Genomic DNA, 24,694 nt, shown 5'->3' on the forward strand with positions numbered 1-24,694 from the left:
CCGGAGGAACTAGGGTGGTTTCACCATGTCCAAGCAGCCGGAAATTGACCCCGCGAAGATCCTGCGGTTCACCACCCGCGGGATCGTGCCCGATAGTCGGGTCCAACTGTGGGAGGGGCACAATGCCCGGGCCCTGATCCCCCTGGATATCCGGACCATTGATGAACGCCCGATGCAGGCGGAGGAGACGAATCTCCATCTACCCTCGGTGCGGATGGCCAGTGTCTTCGGTTCCTCGCAGATCGTGGAACGCACCGAAGCCTTCATCGGGGACCATCCCACCGGCGTGATCGCGATCTTCTTTGCCACCGAGGGGGAGGCCTTCTTCTTCCACCGTGGGGGACATATCTCCCTCAAGCCTGGACAAGCGCTGGTCTATGACGCTGACCGCCCGTTTCTCCGTGGCTTCAACCATGGCTTCCGGGAACTGGTGCTCACCATTCCCAAGGCCCGCTATGCCGAGATGGTCGAGGGGAAGGGCCCGGAGCTTCCGGCGGTGTTCGATTTCAGCCCTGGTGGTGGTCAGGGGGAGCAGGCTCTGGCACAGCTGGTCCAGAGCACCCTTGATGGTATTGCGGCGGGAAAACCACAACACCTGACGCATACCGCACCCGCGGCAACGTCGCTGCCCGGTGTCGAGGAGGAGGCATTGGGGCTGGTGCGGCTGATTCTGGGGGAGTCCGCCAGCAGTGAAAGTGGTCTGATCGCTGCTGCGCGCAACCATATTGAGTTCAATCTCAATGACCGCGACCTCAGCCCCGCCCAGATCGCAGCTGCGGTGGGTATCAGTGAAAGGCAGCTGAGCCGGATCTTTTCCGAGGCCGGAACCACTGTGGGCCGCTATATTCTGGGCAAACGGCTGGAACTGGCACACCGTGCGCTGTCCTCGGTGGAGCAGGACGGGCTCTCGGTGGCGGAGATCGGACACCGCTTCGGCTTTGTCTCTCCCAGCCATTTCAGCCGGACCTTCCGGGAGCGTTATAGCCTGACCCCGCTGCAGTGGCGCAAGGAATCCCAGCGTCAGCACCTCGGCGGATAGGCCATGACGGACCGGAAATCCCCCGTGGATCCGGTGTGAAAACGTGCTGATTCCACTGTTCTATCCCCAGCCGGACGCCTTTTTGCCTGCGCCGGACAAGATTGTGACCCAGGACTCAAAAACATTGTGATCCCGGATACCTTCATGTCAACGCCGAAACGGACAAGGCCACCGAAGCCCACCGGAACCGGCAGTAGGACATCGATAATTATCCACTGAGCAGCAGCCATGCCGCTCAAAGATCAAGGGGAGCACATCATGCCTGTTTTCAATGACGGAATTACCGCCACCGAAGCACCGAAGGACAATGAGGTTGTCACCACCGATGTACTGATCGTCGGTTCCGGCCCGGCGGGTGCTTCCGCGGCACTCTTCCTGTCCAACCAGGGGGTGGACAACATCATGATCACCAAGTACCGCTGGACCGCGAACACCCCGCGGGCGCACATCACCAACCAGCGCACCATGGAGATCCTGCGTGATGCCGGCATTGAGGAGCAGGTCCTGGCCGAGGCCACCCCGCACGAGCTGATGGGTGACACCGTCTACTGTGAGTCCGTCGCCGGTGAGGAGATTGGTCGCCGACCCACCTGGGGACTGCGCCCGGACCGTCGTGCCGATTATGAGCTGGCCTCCCCGGCCATGCCCTGCGATATCCCGCAGACCCTGCTCGAGCCGATCATGCTGGAAAATGCCACCAAGCGCGGCACCCAGACCCAGTTCTCCACCGAGTACCTCTCCCACACCCAGGATGATGAGGGTGTCAGCGTGCAGGTTCGCAACCGCCTGAGCGGCCATGAGTACACCATCCGGGCCAAGTACCTGATCGGTGCCGATGGTGCCCGCTCGCAGATCGCGGAGGATATCAACATCCCCTTCGAAGGGAAGATGGACATCGGTGGTTCGATGAACATCACCTTCAAGGCTGATCTGGCACACCTGGTTGCCCACCGTCCCTCGATCCTCTACTGGGTCTTCCACCCGGGTTCCAATATCGGCGGACTTGGCGCCGGCCTGGTCCGCTGTGTGAAGCCGTGGAGTGAGTGGTTGGTGTGCTGGGGCTTCGATATCAACGGCCCCGAGCCGGTGCTTGATGATGCAGAGGCCAAGTCAATCGTGCGCAACCTGATCGGTATCCCTGACCTGGAGCTGGAGATCACCGGATACTCGCTGTGGGGCAACAATGAGATGTGGGCGACCTACATGCAGAACGGCCGGGTCTTCATTGCCGGCGACGCCGCCCACCGCCATCCGCCGAGCCACGGCCTGGGGTCCAACACCTCCATCCAGGACGCCTACAACCTGAGCTGGAAGCTGGCAGCGGTGATCAAGGGGCAGGCCGGTCAGGAGCTGCTGGAGACCTACTCCACCGAGCGGGCACCCATCGCGAAGCAGATTGTCGCTCGTGCCAACGGCTCCAGCCGCGAGTACAAGCCGATCTTTGATGCCCTCGGTGTCACCGAGGCAAAGACCGATGAGGAATTCACTGAGCTGCTCAAGTTGCGCAAGGAGCCGACCCCGGAGGGTGCTGCGCGACGCCTCGCGCTGCGCCAGGCGCTGGACAACAAGGACCACGAGTTCAATGCCCAGGGCACCGAGATCGGCCAGTTCTATGACTCCACCGCGGTGGTCTGCGACGGCGGTGGCCGCCCGGCTCTGAGTGAGGATCCGCAGCTGCACCACCAGAAGTCGACCTACCCGGGTCTGCGCCTGCCGCACGCCTGGATCGGCGACGCCCGGCACAAGCAGTCCACCCACGACATCGCCACCGGAACCGGATTCACGGTCTTCACCGGCATCACCGGACGCCCCTGGGCGGAGGCGGCAGTGGAACTCGCCACCGAGCTCGGCATTGAACTCAAGGCGGTGGTCATCGGCGAAGGCGAGCAACACCAGGACCTCTACGGTGACTGGCTGCGCCAGCGTGAGGTCGGCGAGGATGGTGTGATCCTGGTCCGCCCGGACAAGCACATCGGCTGGCGTGCCCACCACCTGGTTGCAGAGCCGAAACAGGCTCTGGCTGCGGTACTGACCTCAATTCTCAGCCGTGGTGCCGAGGAGAAGCTCACTGAGGCGCAACTGGCGGAGCTGAGCAACACCGCCGTATTGCTCAAGTAGCTAGCACTGGTCTGGCCCAGTACCCCGCTAACACGGTTATGCCACAACGAAAGCACACCCCGGCAACATTGCCGGGGTGTGCTTTTCTACGTCAGCTGGAGCGGTTACTTCTCGCCCTGATCGCGCTGCGGGGCATTCTTCTTGTCGTACTCGGCCTGCAGCTCCTCGCCCTTCTCCGGGAGATCATCTGCAGCGGTGGCTTCGGTGATCTCCTCGGCTGCTTCCTCGACATCTTCTGCCTCATCAGCGTCCTCGTCGATGCGGTGCTTGGAGAGCTGGTCATCGAGGGAAGCCAGCAGCTCCTCCTCGGAGAGCAGCTTGCCGCTGGCCGGCTCCTCGCCCTCCGGGGTCTCGGTGGAGTAGACCAAGGTGGCCTCGGGCTTGGTCTTGAGAACGTATTCCTTGACCTCCGGGGGGTTGGTGCCCGGGGTTTCCTTGTTCTTGCGCAGGTACCAGAAGGCAGCTCCACCAGCGGCGGCGAGCAGTGTGGTGAGCAGGCCGAAGATCAGGAACTTGTTCCCGCCCTTCTCCTTCTTGCCGGCGGCCTTCGCCGCTTTGGCCTTGAGCGTGGCGGCGCGCTGCTCGGCCTGTTTGCGGGCCTTCTTGGTCACCTGCCCGGCCTTCTTCTGGCCTGCGGTGCGTGCCTGGCGGGCATCCGAGCTGAGCTCCTGGCCCTTCTCGGTGGCCTCGGCGAGGGCCTTCTCCAGGCGGCTGCGGGCGGCCTTGGTCACGTTGCCGGCTTCGCGGCGGGAGTCGTCGAGAAGCTCGCTGCCGCGTTCGCGGAGACCGTCGATGCCGCCGACGGACTCAGCTGCGGTAGAGAGGCGGTCGTAGGTTTCCAGGGCCTTCTCGTCGCGGTATTTCTTGAACTGGTTCCATGCGGTGTCGGCGGCGGACAGGGCAACCTTGAGCGTGCTGGTGTTCATGACTCTCCCTAGGGTGTCGGCGAATCTTCATTATTCGGGCGTGCCTTCCAGATTAGCCATTTGAGCGAAGAACGCGAGGGAATATTGCTGGCGACTTCCTGGGAGTTGTCTTTGAGGTCTGAAAAGCATCCGGGCAGGCGGGCGAATGTGGTGCAGGAGAGGTTTCCAGAGGGTTCACAATGTTGACAGAAAATAGTGAACAGCTTGGTCCATTTTTCACTATCTAAGACCCTAGATATTCGAATTATATTCACCTATCGGGCACTTAAAAATACCAGCTCAAGCCATTTATATTTAGGTCATATTTTTGCAGGGTCTTGCGGGGCTGCCCCCTCAGGTTGCTAGATTCAATTTCAATCAACTGCGGCACAGGAAGCCTCCTCAACGCCCTTGCAGTCACTTGCCCCGAACCCCTCGGGAGTCAAGCCCAAAGACGCGAGAAACCCTTGAGGAGGCACCGATGAGCAGCTACGTCCCGACGCTGAATCCCATTACAGACCAGAGTCGCGCATCCATGCTGGGTGAGGAAAAAATCTCCTTCACCCGCACCACCCGTGTTTCCGCGTCGGCCCCGTTGGATGATGAGCTCTTCACCCTCAGCGAAGATTCCGGGCACCATATTCCCGCCCTCGATCCCACTGACCTGCTCGGCCGCGAACCCGGTGCCCGGCACCGCACCTCGCTCTCCTTTGAGGTCATGCCCCCGCGTGATGGCGCGGATCAGGCCAAGATCGACACCCTGCTCACCACCCTCGAGTCCTACAACCCGGACTACCTGGCCGTGACCAGCTCCCAGCGTTCCAGCTGGCTGGCGGGCACCGCCAACTTCATCTCCCAGATCGACCAGACCACCCGGATGCGCCCGCTGGCACACCTGACCTGCACTGCCGGCCCCACCCAGGAGCTCGTCGGCTGGATCAACAATCTGGTCGACGCCGGAGTCCGGGGTTTCCTGGCCCTGCGCGGTGATTACCCGGCAGGGCAGACCGGGCCCGATCCCGGTCATCTGGGCTACGCCAATGAGCTGGTCCGCCTGATCCGCGATGTGGAGAAGCGTCAGGCCGCCCGCTTCGGCGCTGGCCGACTTGCGGTAGGGGTGGCGGCGTACCCCTCGGGGCACGCTGAATCCCACAGCCACGACGAAGACATCGATGTGTTGCTGGCCAAGCAGCGCTGCGGCGCAGATTTCGCCATCACCCAGCTCTTCTTCGAGGCCGAGGACTTCATCCGGTTCCGGGAACGGGCCAGGTTGGCCGGGGTGAGTATTCCACTGATCCCCGGGATCGTCCCGATCACGAGCGTGCAGCGGTTGCGCCGAATGAGCGGGCTCTCCGGACTGAATGTGCCCCAGCGACTGATGTCTCGACTGGCGGCCGCCGATACCCCGGAGGGCGAGTATGAAATCGGCATGCAGGCAACCGCTGACCTGGCGAGAACACTGCTCTCGGCCGATACCGAGAGTCTGCACCTCTACACCTTCAACCGGCCAGATATCACCGTAGAACTGCTGGACCGGATAGGAATCGCCCCGCGCGCCAAGCGCCGGTAGCGAAGCTGAACCAAGTACCGGGAGCCCCCGCGAAAAGCAGTTCACAGTCGACAATCGACTTTTATCACGGCTGTACCAAAGCCGCGACTGAACCTACATTTTGCGAAAGGGCACATCTGTCATGTCTACAATCAAGCACGTCCAATTCCCGAAGGCCACCATCGAGGGCTACCCGCGCGTCGGGCCGGACCGCGAGCTGAAGAAGGCGCTGGAGTCTTTGTGGAAGGGCCGTATCGACGCCGAGACCTTCACCTCGGCCGCCCACAGCCTGCGGCTGAACAACTGGGGCCGCCTCGCTGACCTGGGACTGAATGAGGATTACGCCATCCCCGCGGATGCCGCCCCCTATGACCACGTGCTCGAGACCGCAGTCACCGTCGGCCTGCTCGGCGGCGATGTCGCCGAGGTTGAGCTGGATGAGTACTTCACCCTCGCCCGTGGGAACTCCACGCGCGCCCCGCTGGAAATGACCAAGTGGTTCGACACCAACTACCACTACCTGGTGCCTGAGGTCGGCGATGACGAGGACTACCTCGCCCGGCCGCAGCGACTGCTGGATCTGTTCAACGAGGCCGCCGAAGCTGGCCATAAGGTCCGCCCCTTCCTGGTCGGCCCGGTCACCCTGCTTGCCCTGTCCAAGCAGGCGGAGGGCGCCACCACCGTGCCGTTGGATCACCTTCCGGCCCTGACCAAGGTCTATGCGGAGATCCTCAAGGCCCTGGCTGAGGCCGGTATCGAGTGGGTTCAGATCGAGGAGCCGGCGCTGGTGGCCGATCTCGGGGTAGCCACCGACGAAGAGCTGGCTGAGCTGGCCCGACAGACCTATACCACCCTGCTGGACGGCGATGCCGAGCGTCCTGCGGTCTTCCTCTCCGCACCCTACGGTTCCCTCAATGCCGGCCTGCAGGCGCTGGCCGATGTCCGCCCCGAGGCACTCGGCGTGGACCTGGCACCGCAGACCCTCAAGGATGCCCCGGACTACCTTGAGCGCATCATCGCAGCCGTGAACCCGGGCACCCGCGTGGTCGCAGGTGTCATCGATGGCCGCAATATCTGGGCCGCTGATCTGCGAGATCGGCTGACAGTACTGGAGCAGATCAACCACGCTGATCTCGAGGTCTCGGTATCCTCCTCGGTGTCCCTGCTGCACGTGCCGCATACCGTCGCCGCCGAAACCAAGCTCCCGGTCGATGTCGCGGGTTGGCTCTCCTTCGCCGATGAGAAGATCGGCGAGGTGGTCGCGTTGAACACCGCACTGCGCCAGGGCACCACCGCCGCCGGTGAGGCCTTCGCCCGCTCCGACCGCGCCGTGCGCACCCGCACCGAGTCGACCCGCGTGCATAACGCGGCCGTCGAAAAGCGCACCGCCGCACTGCCGGAGGGCCAGGTCACCCGTCAGCCCGCCTTCCCCGAGCGCGTTGCGGCCCAGAAGTCCCTGAACCTGCCGAAGCTACCGACCACCACCATCGGTTCCTTCCCACAGACCCAGGAGGTGCGCAAATCCCGGGCGGACTTCACCGCCGGTCGCATCGATGAGGCCGCCTACAATGAATCCCTCAAGGATGAGATCCGCAAGGTCATTGACCTACAGGAACGCCTCGGCTTCGATGTACTCGTGCACGGTGAACCCGAGCGCAACGACATGGTCCAGTACTTCGCGGAGCTACTCGACGGCTTCGTGGTCACCGAGAACGGTTGGGTTCAGTCCTACGGCTCCCGGTGCACCCGCCCGCCGGTGCTCTTCGGTGATGTCTCCCGCCCGGCGGCGATGACCGTCGAATGGACCCAGTTCGCCGACTCCCTGAGCGAGAAGCCGGTCAAGGGGATGCTCACCGGCCCGGTGACCATCCTGGCCTGGTCCTTCGTGCGTGACGACGTCCCGCTGTCCACCTCCGCCGACCAGCTCGGCGTCGCCCTGGCCGATGAGGTCCGTGACCTCGAGGAAGCCGGCATCAAGATCATCCAGATCGATGAGCCCGCCCTGCGGGAGCTGCTGCCGCTGCGCGCCGAGAACCGCCAGTCCTACCTGGACTGGGCCGTGCGATCCTTCCGGCTGCTGGCCGTCGACGCCCAGCCGGAGACCCAGATTCACACCCACCTGTGCTACTCCGAATTCGGCCAGATCATCGAGGCCATCAACGACCTCGATGCCGATGTCACCTCCATCGAGGCCGCCCGTTCCAAGATGGAACTGCTCGGCGATATTGAGGAGAAGTTCACCTCCGGCATCGGCCCCGGCATCTATGACATCCACTCCCCGCGAGTCCCGGAGGTCACCGAACTGGTGGAGCTGCTCACCGCAGCCGCCCAGCATGTCCCGGCCGAACGCCTCTGGGTGAACCCGGATTGTGGCCTGAAGACCCGTGGCTATGAGGAGGTTGAGGCCTCTCTGCGTAACCTGGTGATCGCCCGTGACCATGTCCTGGAGAATGTGCCGCTGAAGGAAGCTGTCTACAACTAAGGCCTCCAATATCTAAGGAGCACTCCGTTCAAGGGGGGCACCAGAACCTCAGATTCTGGTGCCCCCGCCAGGTTGTGTGGTGGTCCTGCAGCGGTATCGGTGGGACTTAACTACTATGGAACGTATGACTTTGAAGACCGCAACTGCGACTCTGCACACCAACCGTGGTGACATCATCATCGAGCTCTTCGGTAACCACGCACCCAAGACCGTGGAGAACTTCGTCGGCCTGGCCGACGGCTCCAAGGAGTACAAGACCGAGAACGCCAAGGGCGGCAACGAAGGCCCGTTCTACGACGGCGCTGTCTTCCACCGCGTGATCAGCGGCTTCATGCTCCAGGGCGGCGACCCCACCGGCACCGGCCGTGGCGGCCCGGGCTACATGTTCGCCGATGAGTTCCACCCGGAGCTGCGCTTCGACGCCCCCTACAAGATGGCTATGGCTAACGCCGGCCCGGGCACCAACGGTTCCCAGTTCTTCATCACCCTGGGCCCGACCCCGCACCTGAACAATGCCCACACCATCTTCGGTGAGGTCACTGACGCGGAGTCCCGCAAGGTTGTCGACGCCATCGGCCTCGCCGGCACCGACCGCATGGACCGTCCGGTTGAGCCGGTCATCATCGAGTCCGTGACGATCTCGGAGTAATCTCCCACAACTCCCTGTAATTCTGGCCCACGGGCCCGGCGAAGTTCACATGAACTTCGACCCGGGACGTGGGCCATTTTCATGCCTCATTCCTATCATCTCCGGGGTGGGCACCTCTTGAGAAAGGACCGAAGACCTGTGAGCGACTGGTTGACCCGCTATACCCGGCAAGCCCCGGTGACATCTCTGTTCACCCTGATCATCCTGCTGGTTTATGCGGCGACCGCCCTCCAATCGCGCTCGCTGCTCAATAGTCTCGCTGACTCATCCCTGGGGAATTCCTGGATCCTCTGGGGACCATCGGTGCTCAGCGAGAACCTGGGCCCGCTGCGTGCCGTGGGCTCGATGCTCCTCCACCTCGACCTCGGACACCTCTTTGTCAATCTCTTTTTGCTCGTGCTCATGGGCAGGGAAGTGGAGGGCTTCTTCGGACGGGGGCTCTATGCCACGATCCTGTTCGCCGGAGGCATCGGGGCGGCGGCGGCGATCCTCTGGCTGGATCCGCTCAGCCCCACCGCCGGGGCTTCCGGTGCGCTCTATGCCCTGATGGCGGTCTTTGTCACGGTGTGCATCCGACGGGGAGTGGACCTGCGTGCCCCGATCGTCATGATCCTGGTCAATGTCGGCTACACCTTCGTCGCCACCTCGGTATCTTTTTGGGGGCACCTCGGTGGCTTACTCACGGGGGTGGTGATGGCCGTGATTCTGTTGTCCCGCTCGCATCGGGTGCAACAGCTCGGTATCGCCGGAGTGCTCTTCCTGGTGATCGGACTGGTGATGGGATGGAAGGGAATCATGATTGGCGGAGTCCCCTTCCAGGTCTAAGAAGGAGCTTTACAGCATTTACAGTGGCCGGGCGGAAGCCCGGCCTTTTTGCGGTCTACCTCACACTATGAAAGAGCCTGGGGATAACCTCGGCGTGTTGTCCACCGGTTCTCCACCGTTGACGCCGGCGAAGAGTTGTCCACAGAAGTTGTCCACACTGTGGATAATTACAAACTTGTAATTTACCGGCCCTTTCCCAGCCACCTTCGAAGCAAATGACAAATAACAGGCACTATGTAGAGCGAATAGAACATTTGTGCCAAATCCAAAAGTTGTGCACAGAGTTATCCACAGCCTGTGGAGACTGTGGAAAACTCGCCCAAAAGAGAACCATTCACAGACTTCTCCACAGCCTGTGGATAACTTGCGGGTCTGTGATGTGGGAATCAGTGGGAGCAGGTGGAAATAGTCGAGTCTTGAGTGGGAATCGGTGGGAAGCGGGTGACAGAGCCGGGGCAGGGGTGCTTCGCGTGCCCTGGAAAGTTCACAGCAGTAGCTTCTGGAGACGTTTTGGCTGTGGATAAATCTGGAAGCACTTAGGGGAGAAGCACTATCAAATAGGTGGGGAAACCGGTAACCGGGGGAGCAGTTGGTGCCCGAATGACATGAATTCATGTCATTCCTGCTCATGGGTGTCTGGGCTGATCCGTGCCGGTGTGCAGTCTGGCGATGACGATCATTCTCATGTTGCGGTCGATGAGGCGGCGATGATCGAAAAGATGATTCATCACTTCAGGGGCCAAATACGCTGACCGCTGACCCGCGGTTCCCCAATATTTCTTTTGGCCCCGACAGTTGTGAGATCGGGTCTGCGCGCCTATTTCTGAGGCGTAGTGCCGGTTCTGCGGATAGATCGTGATGGGTGTAAAAAAATGCTCCCCGAAAGGGGAGCATTTTTAGTTCGTAGATTGGATTGGAGGGTGGATTCTACTGCTCGAAGCTGGGCTTGCCGCGGTAGAACTGTTGTTCCAATATCTTGAAACGGGCCTGGACGTCAGCTTCGGCCTGAGCCTGTTCACGTCTGGCCAGGTACTCCTCGGGCTGAAGTCCCGTGGTCAGGTAAACGAGGCGGGTGGCTACGCTGACGCAATGGTCGGCATAACGTTCGTAGAACCGGACCAGGAGAGCGGTGTCCACCGCCTGACGGGTGGTGTGTGGCCAGCTGCGTTGGGTCAGCAAGGTCATCAGGTGTGCGTCGAGATCATCGACTGCGTCATCGTCCAAGGAAAGTGCGATCGCAATATCGGCGTCCGGAGCAATCAGGAGGTCATGAATTTTATCCGCCATGTCCTGGGTCAGACGGGTGAACTCCTCGAAATAACCGGTCAAGGCGTCCGGAATTGCTATGTCTGGGTGACGTCGACGGGCAGACTCTGCGATATGCATCGCCAGCGCTGCCATGCGATCGAGATTTTCGACGATATAGATGGAGGAGATGACCTGGCGCAGGTCCCGGCCCAGCGGGCTTTCCAGGGCGAAGAGGTCGACTGCACGCTGATCGCAGCGGGTGCGGATGGCGGGGAGTTTCTCGGAGAGGGAAAGGGCAGTTTCGGCGGACTCCAGGGATCCGCGCAGGAGGGCATCAGAGGCTTTGGCCATGATGCTGCGGACCAGATCAGACATGATGATGAGGTCGTGGGCAAAGTCGTCAAGTTGTTCGTGATAGGTGGCACGCATAGAACCGACTATAGGAACGGTACGCCTATTCCGCTGGGTAAGTAATCTTTAACACACCCGTACTAGATGATTGATTCCTGATGGTTTCAGTGGTTCGACCATGTGGTGGGGTTAGGTTCCGGGGGTCCCCGGTGGGCAAGGGTCCCGGCGTGTTGATCGGGCGCGCGTAGCCGGCCTGAACTGGGTAAACCCTGCTATTCCCTGGATTTTCCGAGGGTAATTTACTGGTCGATCAGGCTGCTTGATCCTGAGTTGAGAGTTGCTTCCGATGGACTTGAATCGGCTCGCTCCCATGGGGACTGTGCGGGACCCGCATCGAGGAACCCTCAGGTTCCCATCCGGTAGCTCCTGGATTCATAGACACGGTGGGGCTTAGATGCCGGTGATCTGGCCTCCGTCGGCGAAGTAGTTTGCCCAGTTGTCGATGTGCCTATTTTTCCGCAGTAGGGCACGTCGTTGCCGCTCGGTCATGCCGCCCCAGACGCCGAATTCCTCTCGGTTATCCAGGGCGATGGCCCGACATTGATCCAATGCCGGGCAGTGCCGGCAGAGCGCTGCAGCCTTGCGCTGCTGTGCTCCACGTACAAAAAGTGCATCGGGATCGCCTTGGCGGCACTTGGCCTTGGTGATCCAGTCCTCTCGGCTGTGGGAAATGTTCTGACCGTCTGACTGTGCCGACTTCTTCGGCAGGGGGGCGGTGCTCTGGCTGACACGATGTAGTGACGTTGTCATCTGATCCTCCTCGCAGTGATCAATTTCAAGATGCTTTTGCCATGCAAAGAATTAAGTATATCCATAAATTTTGCATAAACTAACCTAAGCCACCCAAAAGGGGTCACATGTTTCGGAGTGAGAAGGTGCGCCGGTGAGGCGAAATCGTGGTGTTCTTGAGCGGTAGCATGGGCCGACCTGGGAGATCTCGACGCCACCGAGCAATCACCGGAAGAGCCGTGCTCCGCCTGCTTCGACGGCCACTACCCGCTGGATCAGGCCCTAGGCACCTTCAGCCGTGATCAGCCCACCACTGGACCGCTGCCGATCATGCTCGAGCATCAGCTCGCCAGGGGCACCATCCGAGCCTGGTCAACCTAGCCTGGTCAACCGCGATCCGTCGATAAGCAGGACCCAGGATGGGGACTGAGCGGAGGCACCACCGCGTCGACGAAGGTGTGAAGCAGAAATGAGCGGATCCCAGGGCACCTGCCCCGGGATCCGCTCATGCTGCACCAGCACTAAAAACTAGCGCCAGCCCATGGTCATCAGCAGGCCGATGATGAACAGTCCGAAACCGATACCGTAGTTCCAGGCGCCGAGCTCCAGCATGAACTGGATCTGCTCGCCGGCGAGGTAGTTGACGATCAGCCAGACCAGGCCCAGCAGGATCAGGCCGAACATGATCACCTTGTACCACATCGGGGTACCACCGGTGTTGATCTTGACCGGGGTGCGGTTAGCCGTTCCACTCGAGGCTTGGGGCACCGAGTTCTTGGAGATTTTCGCCTTGGGCATTGTTCACACCTTCGTGGATCTGGATCGGTCTGTGCTGGGTGCACCTTCCTCAACTGCAACTCTTCCCCATGACACCAGGGAAGGAGGAGCTGCGCCCAGCTGAGGGCGAGGGTAGTGCACACTTTCCTGACCAAATCCTAGCAGCTCATGCCCCCGGTGCAGCGTCTCCCCGGGGGATTGTTCCCCAGCTCACCCAGCACCGGGGTCACCCGCCGGGCCGAAGAAAAAGCGGCCAGCCCCGGAAACTTTCCGGCGCTGGCCGCTTTAACTCTCCAACTCAGAGCCTTAACTCAGGCGGTACCTCGAAAGGCACGCTTCAAGGAATGTCACGAATCGGGTTGAGGACATTGAGATCGAACTCGTAGTAGCGGACATTGATCATCTGGTCCTTGCGGATGGTTTGGTTCTCCGTCGGCTCACTCACCGCGACCAACCCACGGTCCACCAGCGCACCGGTGGAAACCGGCTCACCAGCGACCAGGGAAGACTCGGGGGCCTCCCAGCCGGCAGCGCGCAGGGCACTGAGCGCGGCGGTCTGATCCAGGCGGGTGATGTCGGGCATGTCGATCAGCTGGCCGTTGGACACCTGAACGGTGATGACAGAGCCGCGGGGCAGTTCGCTGCCTTCCCCGTTGACGCTGAGCACGGTGCCTTCGGCTTCCTCAGAGTCGAGGTACTCGGCTTGCGGGGTGAAGCCGAGGGAGGTCAGGGTCTGTTCCGCCTGGGTCCATTGCATGCCGGACAGGGAAGGTATCCGGATCTGCTCGGCACCGGTGGAGACGGTGATCGAGACCCTGGATCCCTTGGACAGTTCCGTACCGATCGGCGGGTTTTGCTCGATGACCAGGCCGGTGGCGATGGTGTCGCTGGTATCTTCCCGCACGGTGGGGTCGAGTTCGAGGCCGGAATCAGCAAGCGTCTGGGCGGCGGCTTCGGTGGTCAGCCCGGTGATATCGGGAACGGTGGTCATTTCCTCGCCGGTGGAGACCACGAGCATGACGTGGGTGCCGGTCTGCAGTTGGGAGCCGACGGCCGGGTTCACCCGGATGACATTGCCCGCCACGATCTCGGGGCTGGGTTCCTCGACCACGTCAACGACGAGTCCGAGTTCCTCGATGACGGAGGTGGCATTGTCCTCGGGTTGGTTGATCACATCGGGGACGGTGACCAGATTCGATTCCACAGAGGTGCTGCCGTTGCTATCCGTGGGGCGGAAGGCGTCCCAAGTGAAGGCGGCGACGAGGCTGAGCGAGACCACGGTCAGCAGGGCCGCAACCGTCGCCAGCCAGCGGTTCTTGCGCTTCACGGGGTCCTGCCGGCCCTCGGGCGCTTGACGACGCCCCCCGGCAGCCACCGCGCCGGCCACCGGGGCAACGATGGTGGGATGTTCTTCCACCGAGGCACGGGTGGCAGGGAGATCCGTGGCGGTGCCACCGGCATCCGGGGACAGATGGGTGCGCGCCGCCTTGGTCACCGCATTGCGGCTGAGCAGTTCCAGGTCCGCACCCATTTCGGTGGCGTCCTGATAACGGTCGGCCGGGTGCTTGGCCATGGCGGTGAGCACCACTGCATCAACATTGATCGACTCGGTGGGGTTGAGTCCGCTGATCAGCTCGGAGGGCGGGGTCGGATCCTCCTGGACGTGCTGGTAGGCCACCGCGAAGGGGGTTTCCCCCTCGAAGGGCGGGCGTCCGGTGATGATCTCGTAGAGCACACAACCCAGCGCATAAATATCTGAACGGGCATCGGCGGGTTTACCCCGTGCCTGCTCGGGAGAGAGGTACTGGGCGGTACCGATCACCGCGGAGGTCTGGGTCATCGCCGAGGTGTTGTCATCCAGGGCGCGGGCGATACCGAAGTCCATCACCTTCACCGCACCGGTGTTGGTGATCATGATGTTCGCGGGCTTGATGTCGCGGTGGATGATGCCCGCATTATGAGAGGTCTGCAGGGCGTCACAGACCGGGCTGAGTATCGCGGCCGCATCGGCCGGGCTGAGCGGGCCGTCCTCGCGCACGACGTCGCGAAGCGTGCGGCCATGGACGCGTTCCATGACGATGAAGGGCACCGCGATGTCATCGATCTGGGTTTCACCGGTGTCATAGACCGCGACGATCGTGGGGTGATTCAGCCGACCCGAGTTCTGGGCCTCACGGCGGAAACGTTCCCGGAAGTTGGTGTCCCGGGCGAGTTCCACGCGCAGCATCTTCACCGCCACGCCGCGACCGATCAACGTATCGTGTGCGGCGTATACCTGGGACATGCCACCGTTGCCGATGTTCTCGCCCAGTTCATAACGGTCACCGATGGTCATGCTCACAGTGCACCGCCTTCCGTCGTATCAGTCAACCCGCCGAGAAGATCCGGGTCGGGAGTGGTCAAGCCCGGTTCATTGGGCGAGAAAGTAGGGGCCGGAATTTCCGGGGCGCTCTGTGGTGGCTCCGGAGTGCCGGCACCTGGGGGTTCGTCGTTGCCACCACCGGTTCCGTTACCGGGGGTGGCGGGCGGCGGCGCGGTTGAAGGGGTCAGGGTTTCAAGGGAAGGCGGGGGAACATCTGAGGAACTGCCTGAGGAACTCCCCGGGGTACTCGGCTCTGTGGGGCTGCTGCCCGGGGTGGTTTCCGTGGTCGTGTTCGGCGGCCGCTCAGTGCTCCTCGTCTCGGGGAGGGGGTTCCAGTCCGGCAGGGTGGCGGGATCTGGTTCCTCGGTCGGGGTGACATATTCCGTCACGATCTCCGGGGAGGGGGTCGGCTCGGGCTGATCATCCCGGCTGAAGGCACCGTTGGAGGCGAGGTAGATTCCCCCGGCCGCGGCCGCCGACAGTCCTGCCGCGATGAGCACACCGGTGAGGAAGCCGCCGCCACCGCCCGGTTTCTTCGTGGGCTGCTTCGGCGGGATGGCCGCCGGGGCCGCCTGCCGGGGGCCAGCCATGGCCGCGGCACCCACCATCGTCGGCTGGGCGACATGGCCCAGCGCGACCGTCGAGGCGCTGGGGGAGGGCTCCGGGGCGCGCTGCGTCATCGCTGCGGATTTCGGCTGCGGCGGCCGGTTGCCGTTGCGCACCGCTGCCACCGCCAGCGCCAGCTCATTGCCATCCGCGAAGCGGGTGTTCGGGTCCTTCCGCAGCGAGATGCCGATCAGTTCCCGGGCCTGCGCGGTGACCGAGGTCGCCAGCGCGGGCGGGGCCTGATTGATATGCGCGATCACCACCGAGACCGAGGAGTCACCGGTGAAGGGACGGGTGCCGGAGAGCATCTCGTAGCCGACCACCCCGAGGGAGTACACATCCGAGGAGGCACTGACGGTCTGGCCCTGCGCCTGCTCCGGGGAGACGTACTGCGCCGTACCCACCACCATGCCGGTCCGGGTCAGCGGCACCGCGGCCGCCGCCTTGGCGATGCCGAAGTCGGTGATCTTGACCTGACCGTTCTGGGTGACCATCAGATTGCCCGGCTTGATGTCGCGGTGCACCAGACCCATCCGGTGGATCACCGAAAGGCCGTGCGCGGCCTGCTCCATCACATCCAGGGCCAGGGCCTCATGCAGCGTGCCCTCGCGGGAGAGCAGGTCCGCCAGCGACTCGCCGCGGACGTATTCCATCGCGATGAAACAGAAGGTGTGGCCCGCCGGATCCGGGATCTCCCGGAAGTCATAGGTGCGCACCACATTCTCGGACTTGATGGATTCCGCGGCGATCGCCTCATTGCGGAAGCGGACGAGGAATTCCCGGTTATCGGAGAACTCCGGGCGCAGCACCTTGATGGCGACCTCGCGCTCATTGACCACATCATCGGCCAGCCAGACCGTGGACATGCCGCCGTGACCGATGATCCACTGCAGCTGGTAATCCTCGCCGATCAGTCGCTGGAGACGGTCTCGGCCGGTGGTGTCCGCTCCGAGATTTTCGGGGTTGTCATTGTTCATTGATTCGCTCATTCCCCGGGAAGATTCCTCAAGGCGACATTGAGGACCTCGCGTCCGATGGGGGAGGCCACGGCGCCGCCGGTGGCGCTGGAACCCATGCCGCCACCATTCTTAACGACGACCGCGACCGCGACGTCGGCATCCTCGCTCGGGCCGAAGGCCACGTACCAGGTGTGCGGCGGGGTGCCCTCCCCGCCGTGCTCGGCGGTTCCGGTCTTGGAGGCGATGTCCTGCCCGGTGAAACCGGAGGTGTTGCGCTCCGAAGCGAGCATCAGATCCTTCAGAGTATTCGCGGTGCCCTCATCGAGCGCCTGGTTCAGCTCCTCCGGATCAATGGAGCGCAGCTCCTGTAGATCCGAACCGGTGATCCGGGACACCAGGTGAGGTGCCATCCGGACACCGTCATTGGCCACCACCGAGGCCATCACCGCGGCCTGCAGCGCGGACATGGTCACATCGCGCTGACCGATGGAGGACTGTGCCAGCGAGGCATCATCGGCAATCTCACCGAGCGAACCCGGGGAGGTGGGCAGCCCGATATCATATTGCTCACCGACACCGAAGGCAGCGGCTGCCTCACGCAGCGCATCCGCCCCGATATCCACCGACATCTCCGCGAAAGCGGTGTTGCAGGACAGCGCGAAAGCGGTCTGCAGGGTCACCTGACCACCACCGGCACAGCTCTGCGCGGCGTAGTTCGTCAGCTCAGTGGTGGTGTTTGGCAGCGTGATGGAGGCGGCCCCGGTCAAGGAGGAATCCGGGGTGTAGCCATGCTGCAACCCGGCCGCAGTGGTGATGATCTTGAAGATCGAGCCCGGCGGTAGGGTCTCCTGGGTCGCGTTATTGAGCAGCGGATTATTCGGATCACTGTTGAGCTCCGACCAAGCGCTCTCCGCGGTCGCCGGGTTGATGATCTTATTCGGGTCATAGCCCGGGGTGGACGCCATCCCGAGGATCGCGCCGGTGGAGGGCTGCATGGCAACCACCGCGCCCTGGTAACCATTCTCCGTCAGCGCATTATAGGCGGCTTCCTGGACCGCTGGGATCAGCGTCGTTTCCACATTGGCACCGGTGTTCTCCTTACCCGTGAGGGTGTCCAGCCACTTGGTAGTGGCCAGGGAGGAATCCGTGCCATTGAGCAAATCATTCTGGCTGGCCTCAAGACCGGAGGCCCCGTAGATATCCGAGAGATAGCCCGTGATCGGGCCCCAAGCGGTGGGATGGTTCGCATCATAGGTGCGGTGGAAGATCCCCTCCTCATCCGACCAGGAGGAAGCCAACACCTCACCACCGGCGGTGAGCTGACCGCGCGGCTGGGTCTTCATCTCCAGGAAGCCACGGTGGTTCAGGGCGTTATCGGCGTACTCATCCTCGCGGAAGGCCTGCACCACGGTGACGTTCACCAGCAGAATCAGGGTCAGGAGGAGCGAGAAAAAGGTGACGAAACGAATCGAACGATTCACCTAACTCACCTGTCCTCTCGGTTGATTATTCGGACTGCCATTCGGATTAGCCGGCACCTGTTGGAAGAGTCCGGTCTCTGGCTCACCGGATACCAGGGCGGCGTTGCCAACCAGGCTCGGCGGCGGTGGCACCTCATCAGCGGGACGCCTGGCCGAATGCGAGATCCGCAGCAGCAGTCCCACCAGGATGTAGTTCGCCATCAGGGAAGAACCACCCTGCGACATGAAGGGCGTGGTCAGACCGGTCATCGGCATCAACGCAGTGACACCGGCGACGACCACGAACACCTGGATCGAAACCGTCAGCGAGAGACCGGAAGCCAGCAGCTTGCCATAGGAATCCTTCACCGTCAGGGCGGTGCGGAAACCACGGGAGACCAGGAGCGCAAAAAGAATCAGGACCGCAGCCAGGCCGATCAGACCCAGCTCCTCACCGACGGCGGCGAGGATGAAATCCGAGTGTGCGACCGGTACCTGCTCCGGATAACCCTGCCCCAGACCGGTACCGGTGACCCCGCCCCAGGACATCCCGAATAGCGCCTGACTCAGCTGGAAACCGGTGGTGTCATAGTGGGCGATCGGGTCCAGGAAGTTGTTCACCCGCTCCTGGATCTTGCCGGAGATCATGTAGATACCGACCGCACCGACGGCGACCAGCACCGAACCGATCAACAGCCAGGAAGCCCGGCCAGTGGAAAGATAGAGCATGCCCAGGACGGTGCTGAACAGCAGCAGCGCCGGGCCGAAGTCATTGGAGATGGCCATGATCAGGATGGCCACCGCCCAGACCGCCAGGATCGGGGCGAGGTCGCGCAGCCGCGGGAACTCCAGTCCTAAAAAGCGGTAACCGGCGACCGTGAACAGGGCGCGCTTAGTCACCAGCAACTGTGCGAAGAAGAGCAGCAGCAGGATCTTGGAGAACTCGCCGGGCTGCACACTGAAGGGGCCGATGGAGATCCAGATGCGGGCATCGGCATTCATCTGGGTGGGCCAGACCAGCGGCAGCGCCAGCAGCACCAGACCGATGAGGCCCAGCAGATAGCTGTAGCGGCTGAGAACAGTGTGATCACGGACCAACGTCAGCACCGCAATCAGCAGCACCACCGCCACCAGGGTCCACATCACCTGACGGTTGGCCATCGAGTTGCCCGTGGCCAGATCCAGCCGATAAACCATCACCAGGCCCAGACCATTGAGCAGCGCCACCACCGGCAGGATGATCTGGTCCGCATGGTGGGCGGTCAGACACAAAGCCAGGTGGGCGATGGTGAACACCAGGATGAAGCCACCGATCAGCCAGAGAATTTCGGTGGTCAGCGAATTACCCTGGGACAGTTCCAGATTGACCAGCGCAGCCGCGACAATGATCGCAGCCAGAATCAGCAGCAGTAACTCAGTGCGCCGCATGGAGATCTTCTTCAAAACACTCATCTAACCCACCTCCCGGCAGTCGACTCCGGGGGTGTTTCGATCCCCGTTATTGGCTTGGGCGTTATTGGTTTGGGCCATCGGTGCGACAGGTTCTTCCGCGGGGGCGGCCCCGGCACCTTCACGGGTGACACAGACCGGCAGCGCTGAACTTGCGAGACGCTGCATCTGCTGCAGCACTTCGTCATAGGAGCCACTGGGCAGCCCCGTCACCGAGTTGCGGGTGGCCTCCGGCAGATCATCCATGGTGAAGGGCTCACAGTTGCTCTGATCAGTGGGTGAGGTCATCTGTAGTACACCTCGCTCATTGATGCAGGCGAGCTGATACTCCTCATTGAGTTCCCGGCCGAAGACGGAAAAGTCCACCCCCTGCCAGATCCCGATTCGGGATTCGGCGGTGGTGTTCACATAATAGTTCTCCTGCACCCGATTGGTGGCCCACCAACCAGCGCCGACCACCGCGAGCAGCACCACCAGGGCAATAATCAGGGTGAGCAGTTTCCGGCCGAAAGAGGAGGACGCCCGTGGTGGGTGATCCTCCTCTTCATCGGCGGCTTCCGGTGGTTCCGGGGTCCCACCCAGCGACTGCGGCTGGGACTGACCCCCCGGGGAAACAGTCTGCGGGCGGCGGGCGATCGCCGCCGCCCGCCCAGCTGCGGTGTTCGGGCGCGGATCATCCGGTTGTTCGCCGTTGAGCGCCCCGACGGTCATCGGTTTGGCAGCTAAGACATGAGCAACATTGCCATCGGCATCATCGACAACATCGGCGATGATCACGGTGACATTGTCCGGACCACCCGAACGCAGCGCGAGTTCCACCAGTCGGGTGGCAGCCTCAGTCGGGGTACCGGTGCCCAGGGTGCTCTCGATGGTGGAATGGGTGACCGGATCAGAGAGCCCGTCCGAGCACAGCAGGAGGCGATCACCCAGACGAGGTTCCAGGGCTATCAGGGTCGGCTCCACCGGGCGACCGGTGTAGGCCTTCAGTATCAGCGAACGCTGCGGGTGAGTGGACACATCCTCCGGGTCGAGCTTGCCCTCGGCGACTAGCGACTGCACGAAGGTGTCATCCACCGTGAGCTGCTCTAGTACGCCATCGCGCAAACGGTAGCCCCGGGAATCACCGACATTGCACAGTGCCAGTGACGTACCGTTGAACATCAAGGCCGAGAGCGTGGTGCCCATGCCCTCGGTCTCGGGGTGCTGCCGAACATGCTCGGCAATGGACAGGTTCGCATCATCGGCCGCTCCGCCCATCAGCGCGAGCATGTCATTGTCACCGGGATCCGCATCCAGCTTCTGCAGATGAGTGATCATCAGCTGTGAGGCGATCTCGCCGGCGGCGTGACCACCCATGCCATCCGCCAGGGCCAGCAGATGAGGACCGGCATAAGCCGAATCCTCGTTGTTTCCGCGCACCAGACCACGGTCTGAAGCAGCGACGTAATCAAGACGCAGGGTCACGAGACCAGCCTCACAGTCGTTCTTCCGAGCTTGATGTCACTGCCAACCTCGACACGCTCCGGCTGGTCAATGCGATTGCCACCGACAAAGGTCCCGTTCCGGGAATCCAGATCCTCCACGAACCAGTCATTGCCCCGGCGGAACAACCGGGCATGACGCCCGGAGGCATAATCATCACCCAGTACAAAGGTGCAGTCCGGACTGCGACCCATCACCACATCATCAAGGGTGGACACTTCCATGTGAGAGCCCTTCAACGGGCCTTCCACGATGGACAGGGAGCGTGCCGGCTCGCCACGCTTACGCGGCGGCGCGGCCAAAGGAACAGCGGCAGCTGCACCACCGGCGCCCTTCTTGCCCTTGGGCCGGCCACGGCCCTGTGCCGGAACCCCGGCTGCGGCATTGGTGTCCCGGCGCATTGCACGCATGGCCATGAAAATGAAGAACCACAGCAGCACGAGCAGCGCGATCCGGAATGACAGCAGCACAAGAGAATCCATGTGGCGTTCCTCCTCGATTGGGGTCAGCGGACGCGGGAATCAGAGCCCGGTGATGCGAACTTCGATGTGGGAGTGACCCATGGTGATCACATCGCCATCAGCCAACAGCCAATTCTCCACCGGAGTGTCATTGACAGTGGTGCCGTTGGTGGACTGCAGATCAACCAGCACCGCATCGCGACCATCCCAGGTGACCTCGGCGTGCTGCCGTGAAACCCCGGTATCCGGCAGCCGGAAGTCGACGTCATTGCTGCGACCGAGGATATTGGAACCCTCATGGACCAGATAGGTCCGGCTGGACCCATCCTGCAGCAGCAGGCTGACCTTCGGGCCCGGACCTGCGGAAGTCGCTGGGTTCACCCCGGCGGACTGCGCCTCCATATGTTCGGTATTGGCGTTGCTACGTGCTTCCTGATTGCCGGAAAAGCTCATGCTCTCACTTTCTTCGGGGGATTGTCCCGCACCAGTACCAACAGACGGACCGACGGTACCCGGTGATACCGGGAATGCCGAACCTACGGCGGCACCGGGAAAAGCCGGGGGAGCCGACACCTGGGGAGTGTTACCTTGGTGGCCTTCGCCCCGCCGACCGGCGAGGTTCTCATCGGATGTTGGCGGCTCATCGGATCCGGAGTCCGGGGAATCGATCTTGTCGAGCTCGGTTTTATCAAGCTCAGTCTTATCGAAACCACTCTGGGAAGCCGGCTGCGGCGAGGAAGTGGAAGAAGCCTTCAACTGTCCGGTACGCATACCGGAATCAGCACTGATGGTGACCACCACCGGGCCAACCAACACCCAACCGTGGTTACGGCAATAACGGGACATCTGATCGGCGAAAGACTCCGGCAACTCCGGATTGAGCTCGGAGAGATTATGGAAATCTTTCTCGCTCACACTCACGCTATAAACATTGGGAGCCTCAAACAGATCATCTTCATTGTGGAAGATGTTGTCCTCGGCCTCCTGCTTGAGCAGCTCATCGATCTCAGCCGGTACGACACGGCCACCAAAGACCAGCGCGAAGCTATTATCGAGGCCGCGCTGTAGAGCGCTATCAAGCTTGGCAAAACGACCCAACATAGACATTCGCGACCTCCTCCTCTGACGGGAACAATCCAACCGGCACCGACCGGACCTTCTGGGTCCGGATTCCGGTACCAGCCCGACTACAGACAGCATCCAGGTTAGGTCGCTGCCGCAGTCTGATACGGATAATGGAAACTTTCAATTTCAGGTAAATCAGATGCCACGGATGAAAGACTCCGAAGCCCCTGCCTGCGGTTAATAATGCCGCACGTCCACCATAATGTCTCCCAGTTCCTTTCGATGGGAAAAGAAGACGCCGACGGCTGGTCATACGATCACCATCAGTATAGGGGGGAATGCCCCCAAATTCGTAGAGTCCACCAGAGGGAAGTTTCGGGACACCAGGTGCAGGGAAGTATGATTTTTCCGGCGCCACCTGCGGATTTGTAGAAGCCATGGTGGTGCATGCTATCTTTATGAAGTCGAACGGCGGGAGCCGTGAAGATTACACCACCCGCCCGGGTGGCGGAATGGCAGACGCGCTGGCTTCAGGTGCCAGTGTCCGCAAGGGCGTGGGGGTTCAAGTCCCCCCCCGGGCACAACGAGCGGTTCTCGAACCGCAACGACCGGAGGTCACAAACTCGAAAGGGTTTGTGACCTCCGGTTTTTCGTCATTTCGGGGCGAAGTGTCGGAAAGTTTGGGTGAGGGGGAGTTGCGGGAGCAAGTCCTTGTTTTGGGGCTGAGATCAGCTACGTGGCAGAGATTCGGCTAAGGGGCAAAAGGGGCCAACGGAAAGTTTGGTAGTTTCTTCGCGCGAAAATTTAGTTGCCCCCAACTCAACGGAAACGTGGAGTTTCTGTGAAAGCACTGGGCTAAATTGGGCCGAGTCTTGTCCTGGGTGCGTCCTCACTCTGAATCCTTTGCGTAGTAACGATCATTACTTTCGCTGGGTGATAGTTGATAGCAGAGGTGTCTCATAGGTAGGGCTCGGGGTCCCCTGAACTGCTGCAACGCTAACTAAATTGGCGAGACAACATCACCCCGAAGCACACCCCGCCAGCAGACCGACTTCTTGAAAGGCACTAATCATGGACGTTCGCCAACGCATTAACGACAATCCGCTCCTGGCACCGGCACTCAAGTGGGACTCGGAGGATGGCACGCTTTCTGGCAGTGAGGTCGCGCTGGTGCGGGTCGTACAGGCGCTGGCAGCGGACCTTGATGCCCTGGATGCTGACCAGCAGCAGGCACTAGGGGATCTGGTGGGGGCAGTCGCTTCAGAGACGCTGGAGGCCGAGCAGGCGGGTCTTCGTATGCTCGGTCTGATCTAGCTTGCAGCAGGTTGATGCCTTCGTTCCAGAACCATGTCGATAATCAATACGGTACGGCGGTGCGCATTCGGAGCGGCACTATTTGGCAAGATCATTAGCTTGGGACCGTGGTGCTTTTAGGCTTGTGAGTCGTTCCCCACGCCACGTCGATCCTACTTCGGAACATTTCCTGAATTTCTTCGAAGACCAGTTCATACCCGTGAAAATTGCCTTTCATGCGCCCCTCGAATGCTTTCCTGAATGTTTCTACGTCCGGGATTGCCGTATCGAAGATATTGGCGTTCTTTTCCTTGAGGTGGAAGAGAAATTCAGCTTCGAGTGTAATCGCCCGTCCTATGCGATTGAGTAGTACTGCATAGGGCCCCACCACTGATTCCACGGTGGCCAGCGTAGGGATGAGATCTGGACCGCTTGGGAATGCTGGTGCAACCACGAAATCTGAGACCGTAGAGAGACTTCGAGTGGTAGCGGGGCTGTATGACGATGTGTCAATAACCGTCAAATCGTAGTCGCTAGAGGAATCCAGAATTCGATCGATTAGTGCGCACTTCTTAGCGTGGTTCTCGTAGATCAGAATGGAGTCTACAGGGAACGGGAGCGGGTCACCCTCCGCGACTGCATAGTTGGCCGCTGTCGCGGCACTGCCTAGGGGGTCGGCATCTACACCCGGACCCTTGTTCCGTGCTCACTGGCCACCTGCGCCAGCATCGGTGATGTGGTAGTCCTGCCGGAACCGCCTTTGAAATTGGCTACGGTTAGAATCATGTTTGCCTTCTGTGGGGTGAATTTTCAGTGTGTGACCCT

20 protein-coding genes and 1 tRNA gene are annotated in these 24,694 nt (G+C 61.6%); 8 read left to right on the forward strand and 13 right to left on the reverse strand.

Annotated elements, in window-relative coordinates:
• Nucleotides 1-25 precede the first annotated feature (25 nt).
• A complete protein-coding gene (locus ACTU46_RS08800) occupies nt 26-1,039 on the forward strand; it encodes a helix-turn-helix domain-containing protein (RefSeq protein WP_443380985.1) in 1,014 nt (337 codons plus the stop codon).
• Between the two features lie 258 nt (nt 1,040-1,297).
• Entirely contained in the window at nt 1,298-3,157 is a 1,860-nt protein-coding gene (locus tag ACTU46_RS08805; protein WP_443380987.1) for an FAD-dependent oxidoreductase, read from the forward strand.
• Between the two features lie 104 nt (nt 3,158-3,261).
• Here the strand turns inward: ACTU46_RS08805 and ACTU46_RS08810 are convergent, their stop codons facing one another.
• Nucleotides 3,262-4,083 (reverse strand): hypothetical protein, encoded by an 822-nt coding sequence (locus tag ACTU46_RS08810; protein ID WP_443380989.1) that lies wholly within the window; start codon nt 4,081-4,083, stop codon nt 3,262-3,264.
• A gap of 514 nt (nt 4,084-4,597) precedes the next feature.
• On the opposite strand from ACTU46_RS08810, the gene ACTU46_RS08815 reads away from it, so the two are divergent.
• From ACTU46_RS08815 to ACTU46_RS08830, 4 genes are all read left to right on the forward strand, one after another.
• On the forward strand, nt 4,598-5,632 hold the full coding sequence (locus ACTU46_RS08815) for a methylenetetrahydrofolate reductase (protein WP_443381274.1): 1,035 nt from the start codon (nt 4,598-4,600) through the stop codon (nt 5,630-5,632).
• A 121-nt stretch (nt 5,633-5,753) separates the two neighbouring features.
• Nucleotides 5,754-8,093, forward strand: coding sequence for a 5-methyltetrahydropteroyltriglutamate--homocysteine S-methyltransferase (metE, locus tag ACTU46_RS08820; RefSeq protein WP_443380991.1), 2,340 nt, complete (start codon nt 5,754-5,756; stop codon nt 8,091-8,093).
• A 124-nt stretch (nt 8,094-8,217) separates the two neighbouring features.
• Nucleotides 8,218-8,742 (forward strand): peptidylprolyl isomerase, encoded by a 525-nt coding sequence (locus ACTU46_RS08825; protein ID WP_443380993.1) that lies wholly within the window; start codon nt 8,218-8,220, stop codon nt 8,740-8,742.
• Nucleotides 8,743-8,880: 138 nt separating this feature from the next.
• Nucleotides 8,881-9,567, forward strand: a complete 687-nt coding sequence (locus ACTU46_RS08830) for a rhomboid family intramembrane serine protease (RefSeq protein ID WP_443380994.1) — start codon at nt 8,881-8,883, stop codon at nt 9,565-9,567.
• Nucleotides 9,568-10,494: 927 nt separating this feature from the next.
• On the opposite strand, the gene ACTU46_RS08835 is transcribed toward ACTU46_RS08830, so the two are convergent.
• From ACTU46_RS08835 to ACTU46_RS08880, 10 genes are all read right to left on the reverse strand, one after another.
• Entirely contained in the window at nt 10,495-11,244 is a 750-nt protein-coding gene (locus tag ACTU46_RS08835; RefSeq protein ID WP_443380995.1) for a phosphate signaling complex PhoU family protein, read from the reverse strand.
• 372 nt (nt 11,245-11,616) lie between these two features.
• Nucleotides 11,617-11,976 carry a WhiB family transcriptional regulator gene (locus tag ACTU46_RS08840; RefSeq protein ID WP_443380997.1) on the reverse strand — a complete coding sequence of 120 codons (360 nt, stop codon included), beginning with the start codon at nt 11,974-11,976 and terminating at the stop codon, nt 11,617-11,619.
• A 507-nt stretch (nt 11,977-12,483) separates the two neighbouring features.
• On the reverse strand, nt 12,484-12,753 hold the full coding sequence (gene crgA / locus ACTU46_RS08845; protein WP_443380999.1) for a cell division protein CrgA: 270 nt from the start codon (nt 12,751-12,753) through the stop codon (nt 12,484-12,486).
• 316 nt (nt 12,754-13,069) lie between these two features.
• Nucleotides 13,070-15,073 (reverse strand): Stk1 family PASTA domain-containing Ser/Thr kinase, encoded by a 2,004-nt coding sequence (gene pknB / locus ACTU46_RS08850; RefSeq protein WP_443381001.1) that lies wholly within the window; start codon nt 15,071-15,073, stop codon nt 13,070-13,072.
• A complete protein-coding gene (locus ACTU46_RS08855) occupies nt 15,070-16,677 on the reverse strand; it encodes a protein kinase domain-containing protein (protein ID WP_443381276.1) in 1,608 nt (535 codons plus the stop codon). Before ACTU46_RS08855 ends, pknB begins: the two co-directional genes overlap by 4 nt.
• A gap of 8 nt (nt 16,678-16,685) precedes the next feature.
• Nucleotides 16,686-18,140, reverse strand: a complete 1,455-nt coding sequence (locus tag ACTU46_RS08860) for a penicillin-binding transpeptidase domain-containing protein (RefSeq protein WP_443381003.1) — start codon at nt 18,138-18,140, stop codon at nt 16,686-16,688.
• Nucleotides 18,141-19,571: an FtsW/RodA/SpoVE family cell cycle protein gene (locus ACTU46_RS08865; protein ID WP_443381005.1), complete on the reverse strand. Its 1,431-nt coding sequence runs from the start codon at nt 19,569-19,571 to the stop codon at nt 18,141-18,143.
• The gene (locus ACTU46_RS08870) at nt 19,572-21,032 is read right to left on the reverse strand and encodes a PP2C family protein-serine/threonine phosphatase (RefSeq protein WP_443381007.1); all 1,461 of its coding nucleotides are present in this window, start codon (nt 21,030-21,032) and stop codon (nt 19,572-19,574) included.
• The gene (locus ACTU46_RS08875; protein ID WP_443381009.1) at nt 21,029-21,532 is read right to left on the reverse strand and encodes an FHA domain-containing protein FhaB/FipA; all 504 of its coding nucleotides are present in this window, start codon (nt 21,530-21,532) and stop codon (nt 21,029-21,031) included. Before ACTU46_RS08875 ends, ACTU46_RS08870 begins: the two co-directional genes overlap by 4 nt.
• 39 nt (nt 21,533-21,571) lie before the next feature.
• The gene (locus tag ACTU46_RS08880) at nt 21,572-22,618 is read right to left on the reverse strand and encodes an FhaA domain-containing protein (RefSeq protein WP_443381012.1); all 1,047 of its coding nucleotides are present in this window, start codon (nt 22,616-22,618) and stop codon (nt 21,572-21,574) included.
• 456 nt (nt 22,619-23,074) lie between these two features.
• On the opposite strand from ACTU46_RS08880, the gene ACTU46_RS08885 reads away from it, so the two are divergent.
• Nucleotides 23,075-23,157: transfer RNA gene (locus tag ACTU46_RS08885), tRNA-Leu, on the forward strand.
• Nucleotides 23,158-23,647: 490 nt separating this feature from the next.
• Nucleotides 23,648-23,890: a hypothetical protein gene (locus tag ACTU46_RS08890; protein WP_443381013.1), complete on the forward strand. Its 243-nt coding sequence runs from the start codon at nt 23,648-23,650 to the stop codon at nt 23,888-23,890.
• A 94-nt stretch (nt 23,891-23,984) separates the two neighbouring features.
• Here the strand turns inward: ACTU46_RS08890 and ACTU46_RS08895 are convergent, their stop codons facing one another.
• Both ACTU46_RS08895 and ACTU46_RS08900 read right to left on the reverse strand, forming a co-directional pair.
• Nucleotides 23,985-24,323 carry a hypothetical protein gene (locus ACTU46_RS08895; RefSeq protein WP_443381015.1) on the reverse strand — a complete coding sequence of 113 codons (339 nt, stop codon included), beginning with the start codon at nt 24,321-24,323 and terminating at the stop codon, nt 23,985-23,987.
• A 227-nt stretch (nt 24,324-24,550) separates the two neighbouring features.
• Entirely contained in the window at nt 24,551-24,655 is a 105-nt protein-coding gene (locus ACTU46_RS08900) for a nucleotide-binding protein (protein WP_443381016.1), read from the reverse strand.
• Nucleotides 24,656-24,694: the final 39 nt, after the last annotated feature.

It is taken from the genome of Corynebacterium sp. A21, from assembly GCF_052266655.1.
Classification (GTDB): domain Bacteria; phylum Actinomycetota; class Actinomycetes; order Mycobacteriales; family Mycobacteriaceae; genus Corynebacterium.

Excerpts from the sequence above, each read along its gene's own strand:
- ACTU46_RS08875 (WP_443381009.1), bottom strand. The coding sequence starts at position 21,532 with ATGGATTCTCTTGTGCTGCTGTCATTCCGGATCGCGCTGCTCGTGCTG.
- ACTU46_RS08805 (WP_443380987.1), top strand. The coding sequence starts at position 1,298 with ATGCCTGTTTTCAATGACGGAATTACCGCCACCGAAGCACCGAAGGAC.
- ACTU46_RS08890 (WP_443381013.1), top strand. The coding sequence starts at position 23,648 with ATGGACGTTCGCCAACGCATTAACGACAATCCGCTCCTGGCACCGGCA.
- ACTU46_RS08825 (WP_443380993.1), top strand. The coding sequence starts at position 8,218 with ATGACTTTGAAGACCGCAACTGCGACTCTGCACACCAACCGTGGTGAC.
- ACTU46_RS08840 (WP_443380997.1), bottom strand. The coding sequence starts at position 11,976 with ATGACAACGTCACTACATCGTGTCAGCCAGAGCACCGCCCCCCTGCCG.
- ACTU46_RS08815 (WP_443381274.1), top strand. The coding sequence starts at position 4,598 with ATGCTGGGTGAGGAAAAAATCTCCTTCACCCGCACCACCCGTGTTTCC.
- ACTU46_RS08800 (WP_443380985.1), top strand. The coding sequence starts at position 26 with ATGTCCAAGCAGCCGGAAATTGACCCCGCGAAGATCCTGCGGTTCACC.
- ACTU46_RS08835 (WP_443380995.1), bottom strand. The coding sequence starts at position 11,244 with ATGCGTGCCACCTATCACGAACAACTTGACGACTTTGCCCACGACCTC.
- metE (WP_443380991.1), top strand. The coding sequence starts at position 5,754 with ATGTCTACAATCAAGCACGTCCAATTCCCGAAGGCCACCATCGAGGGC.
- crgA (WP_443380999.1), bottom strand. The coding sequence starts at position 12,753 with ATGCCCAAGGCGAAAATCTCCAAGAACTCGGTGCCCCAAGCCTCGAGT.
- ACTU46_RS08855 (WP_443381276.1), bottom strand. The coding sequence starts at position 16,677 with ATGAACAATGACAACCCCGAAAATCTCGGAGCGGACACCACCGGCCGA.
- ACTU46_RS08810 (WP_443380989.1), bottom strand. The coding sequence starts at position 4,083 with ATGAACACCAGCACGCTCAAGGTTGCCCTGTCCGCCGCCGACACCGCA.
- ACTU46_RS08880 (WP_443381012.1), bottom strand. The coding sequence starts at position 22,618 with ATGTCTATGTTGGGTCGTTTTGCCAAGCTTGATAGCGCTCTACAGCGC.
- ACTU46_RS08865 (WP_443381005.1), bottom strand. The coding sequence starts at position 19,571 with ATGAGTGTTTTGAAGAAGATCTCCATGCGGCGCACTGAGTTACTGCTG.
- ACTU46_RS08900 (WP_443381016.1), bottom strand. The coding sequence starts at position 24,655 with ATGATTCTAACCGTAGCCAATTTCAAAGGCGGTTCCGGCAGGACTACC.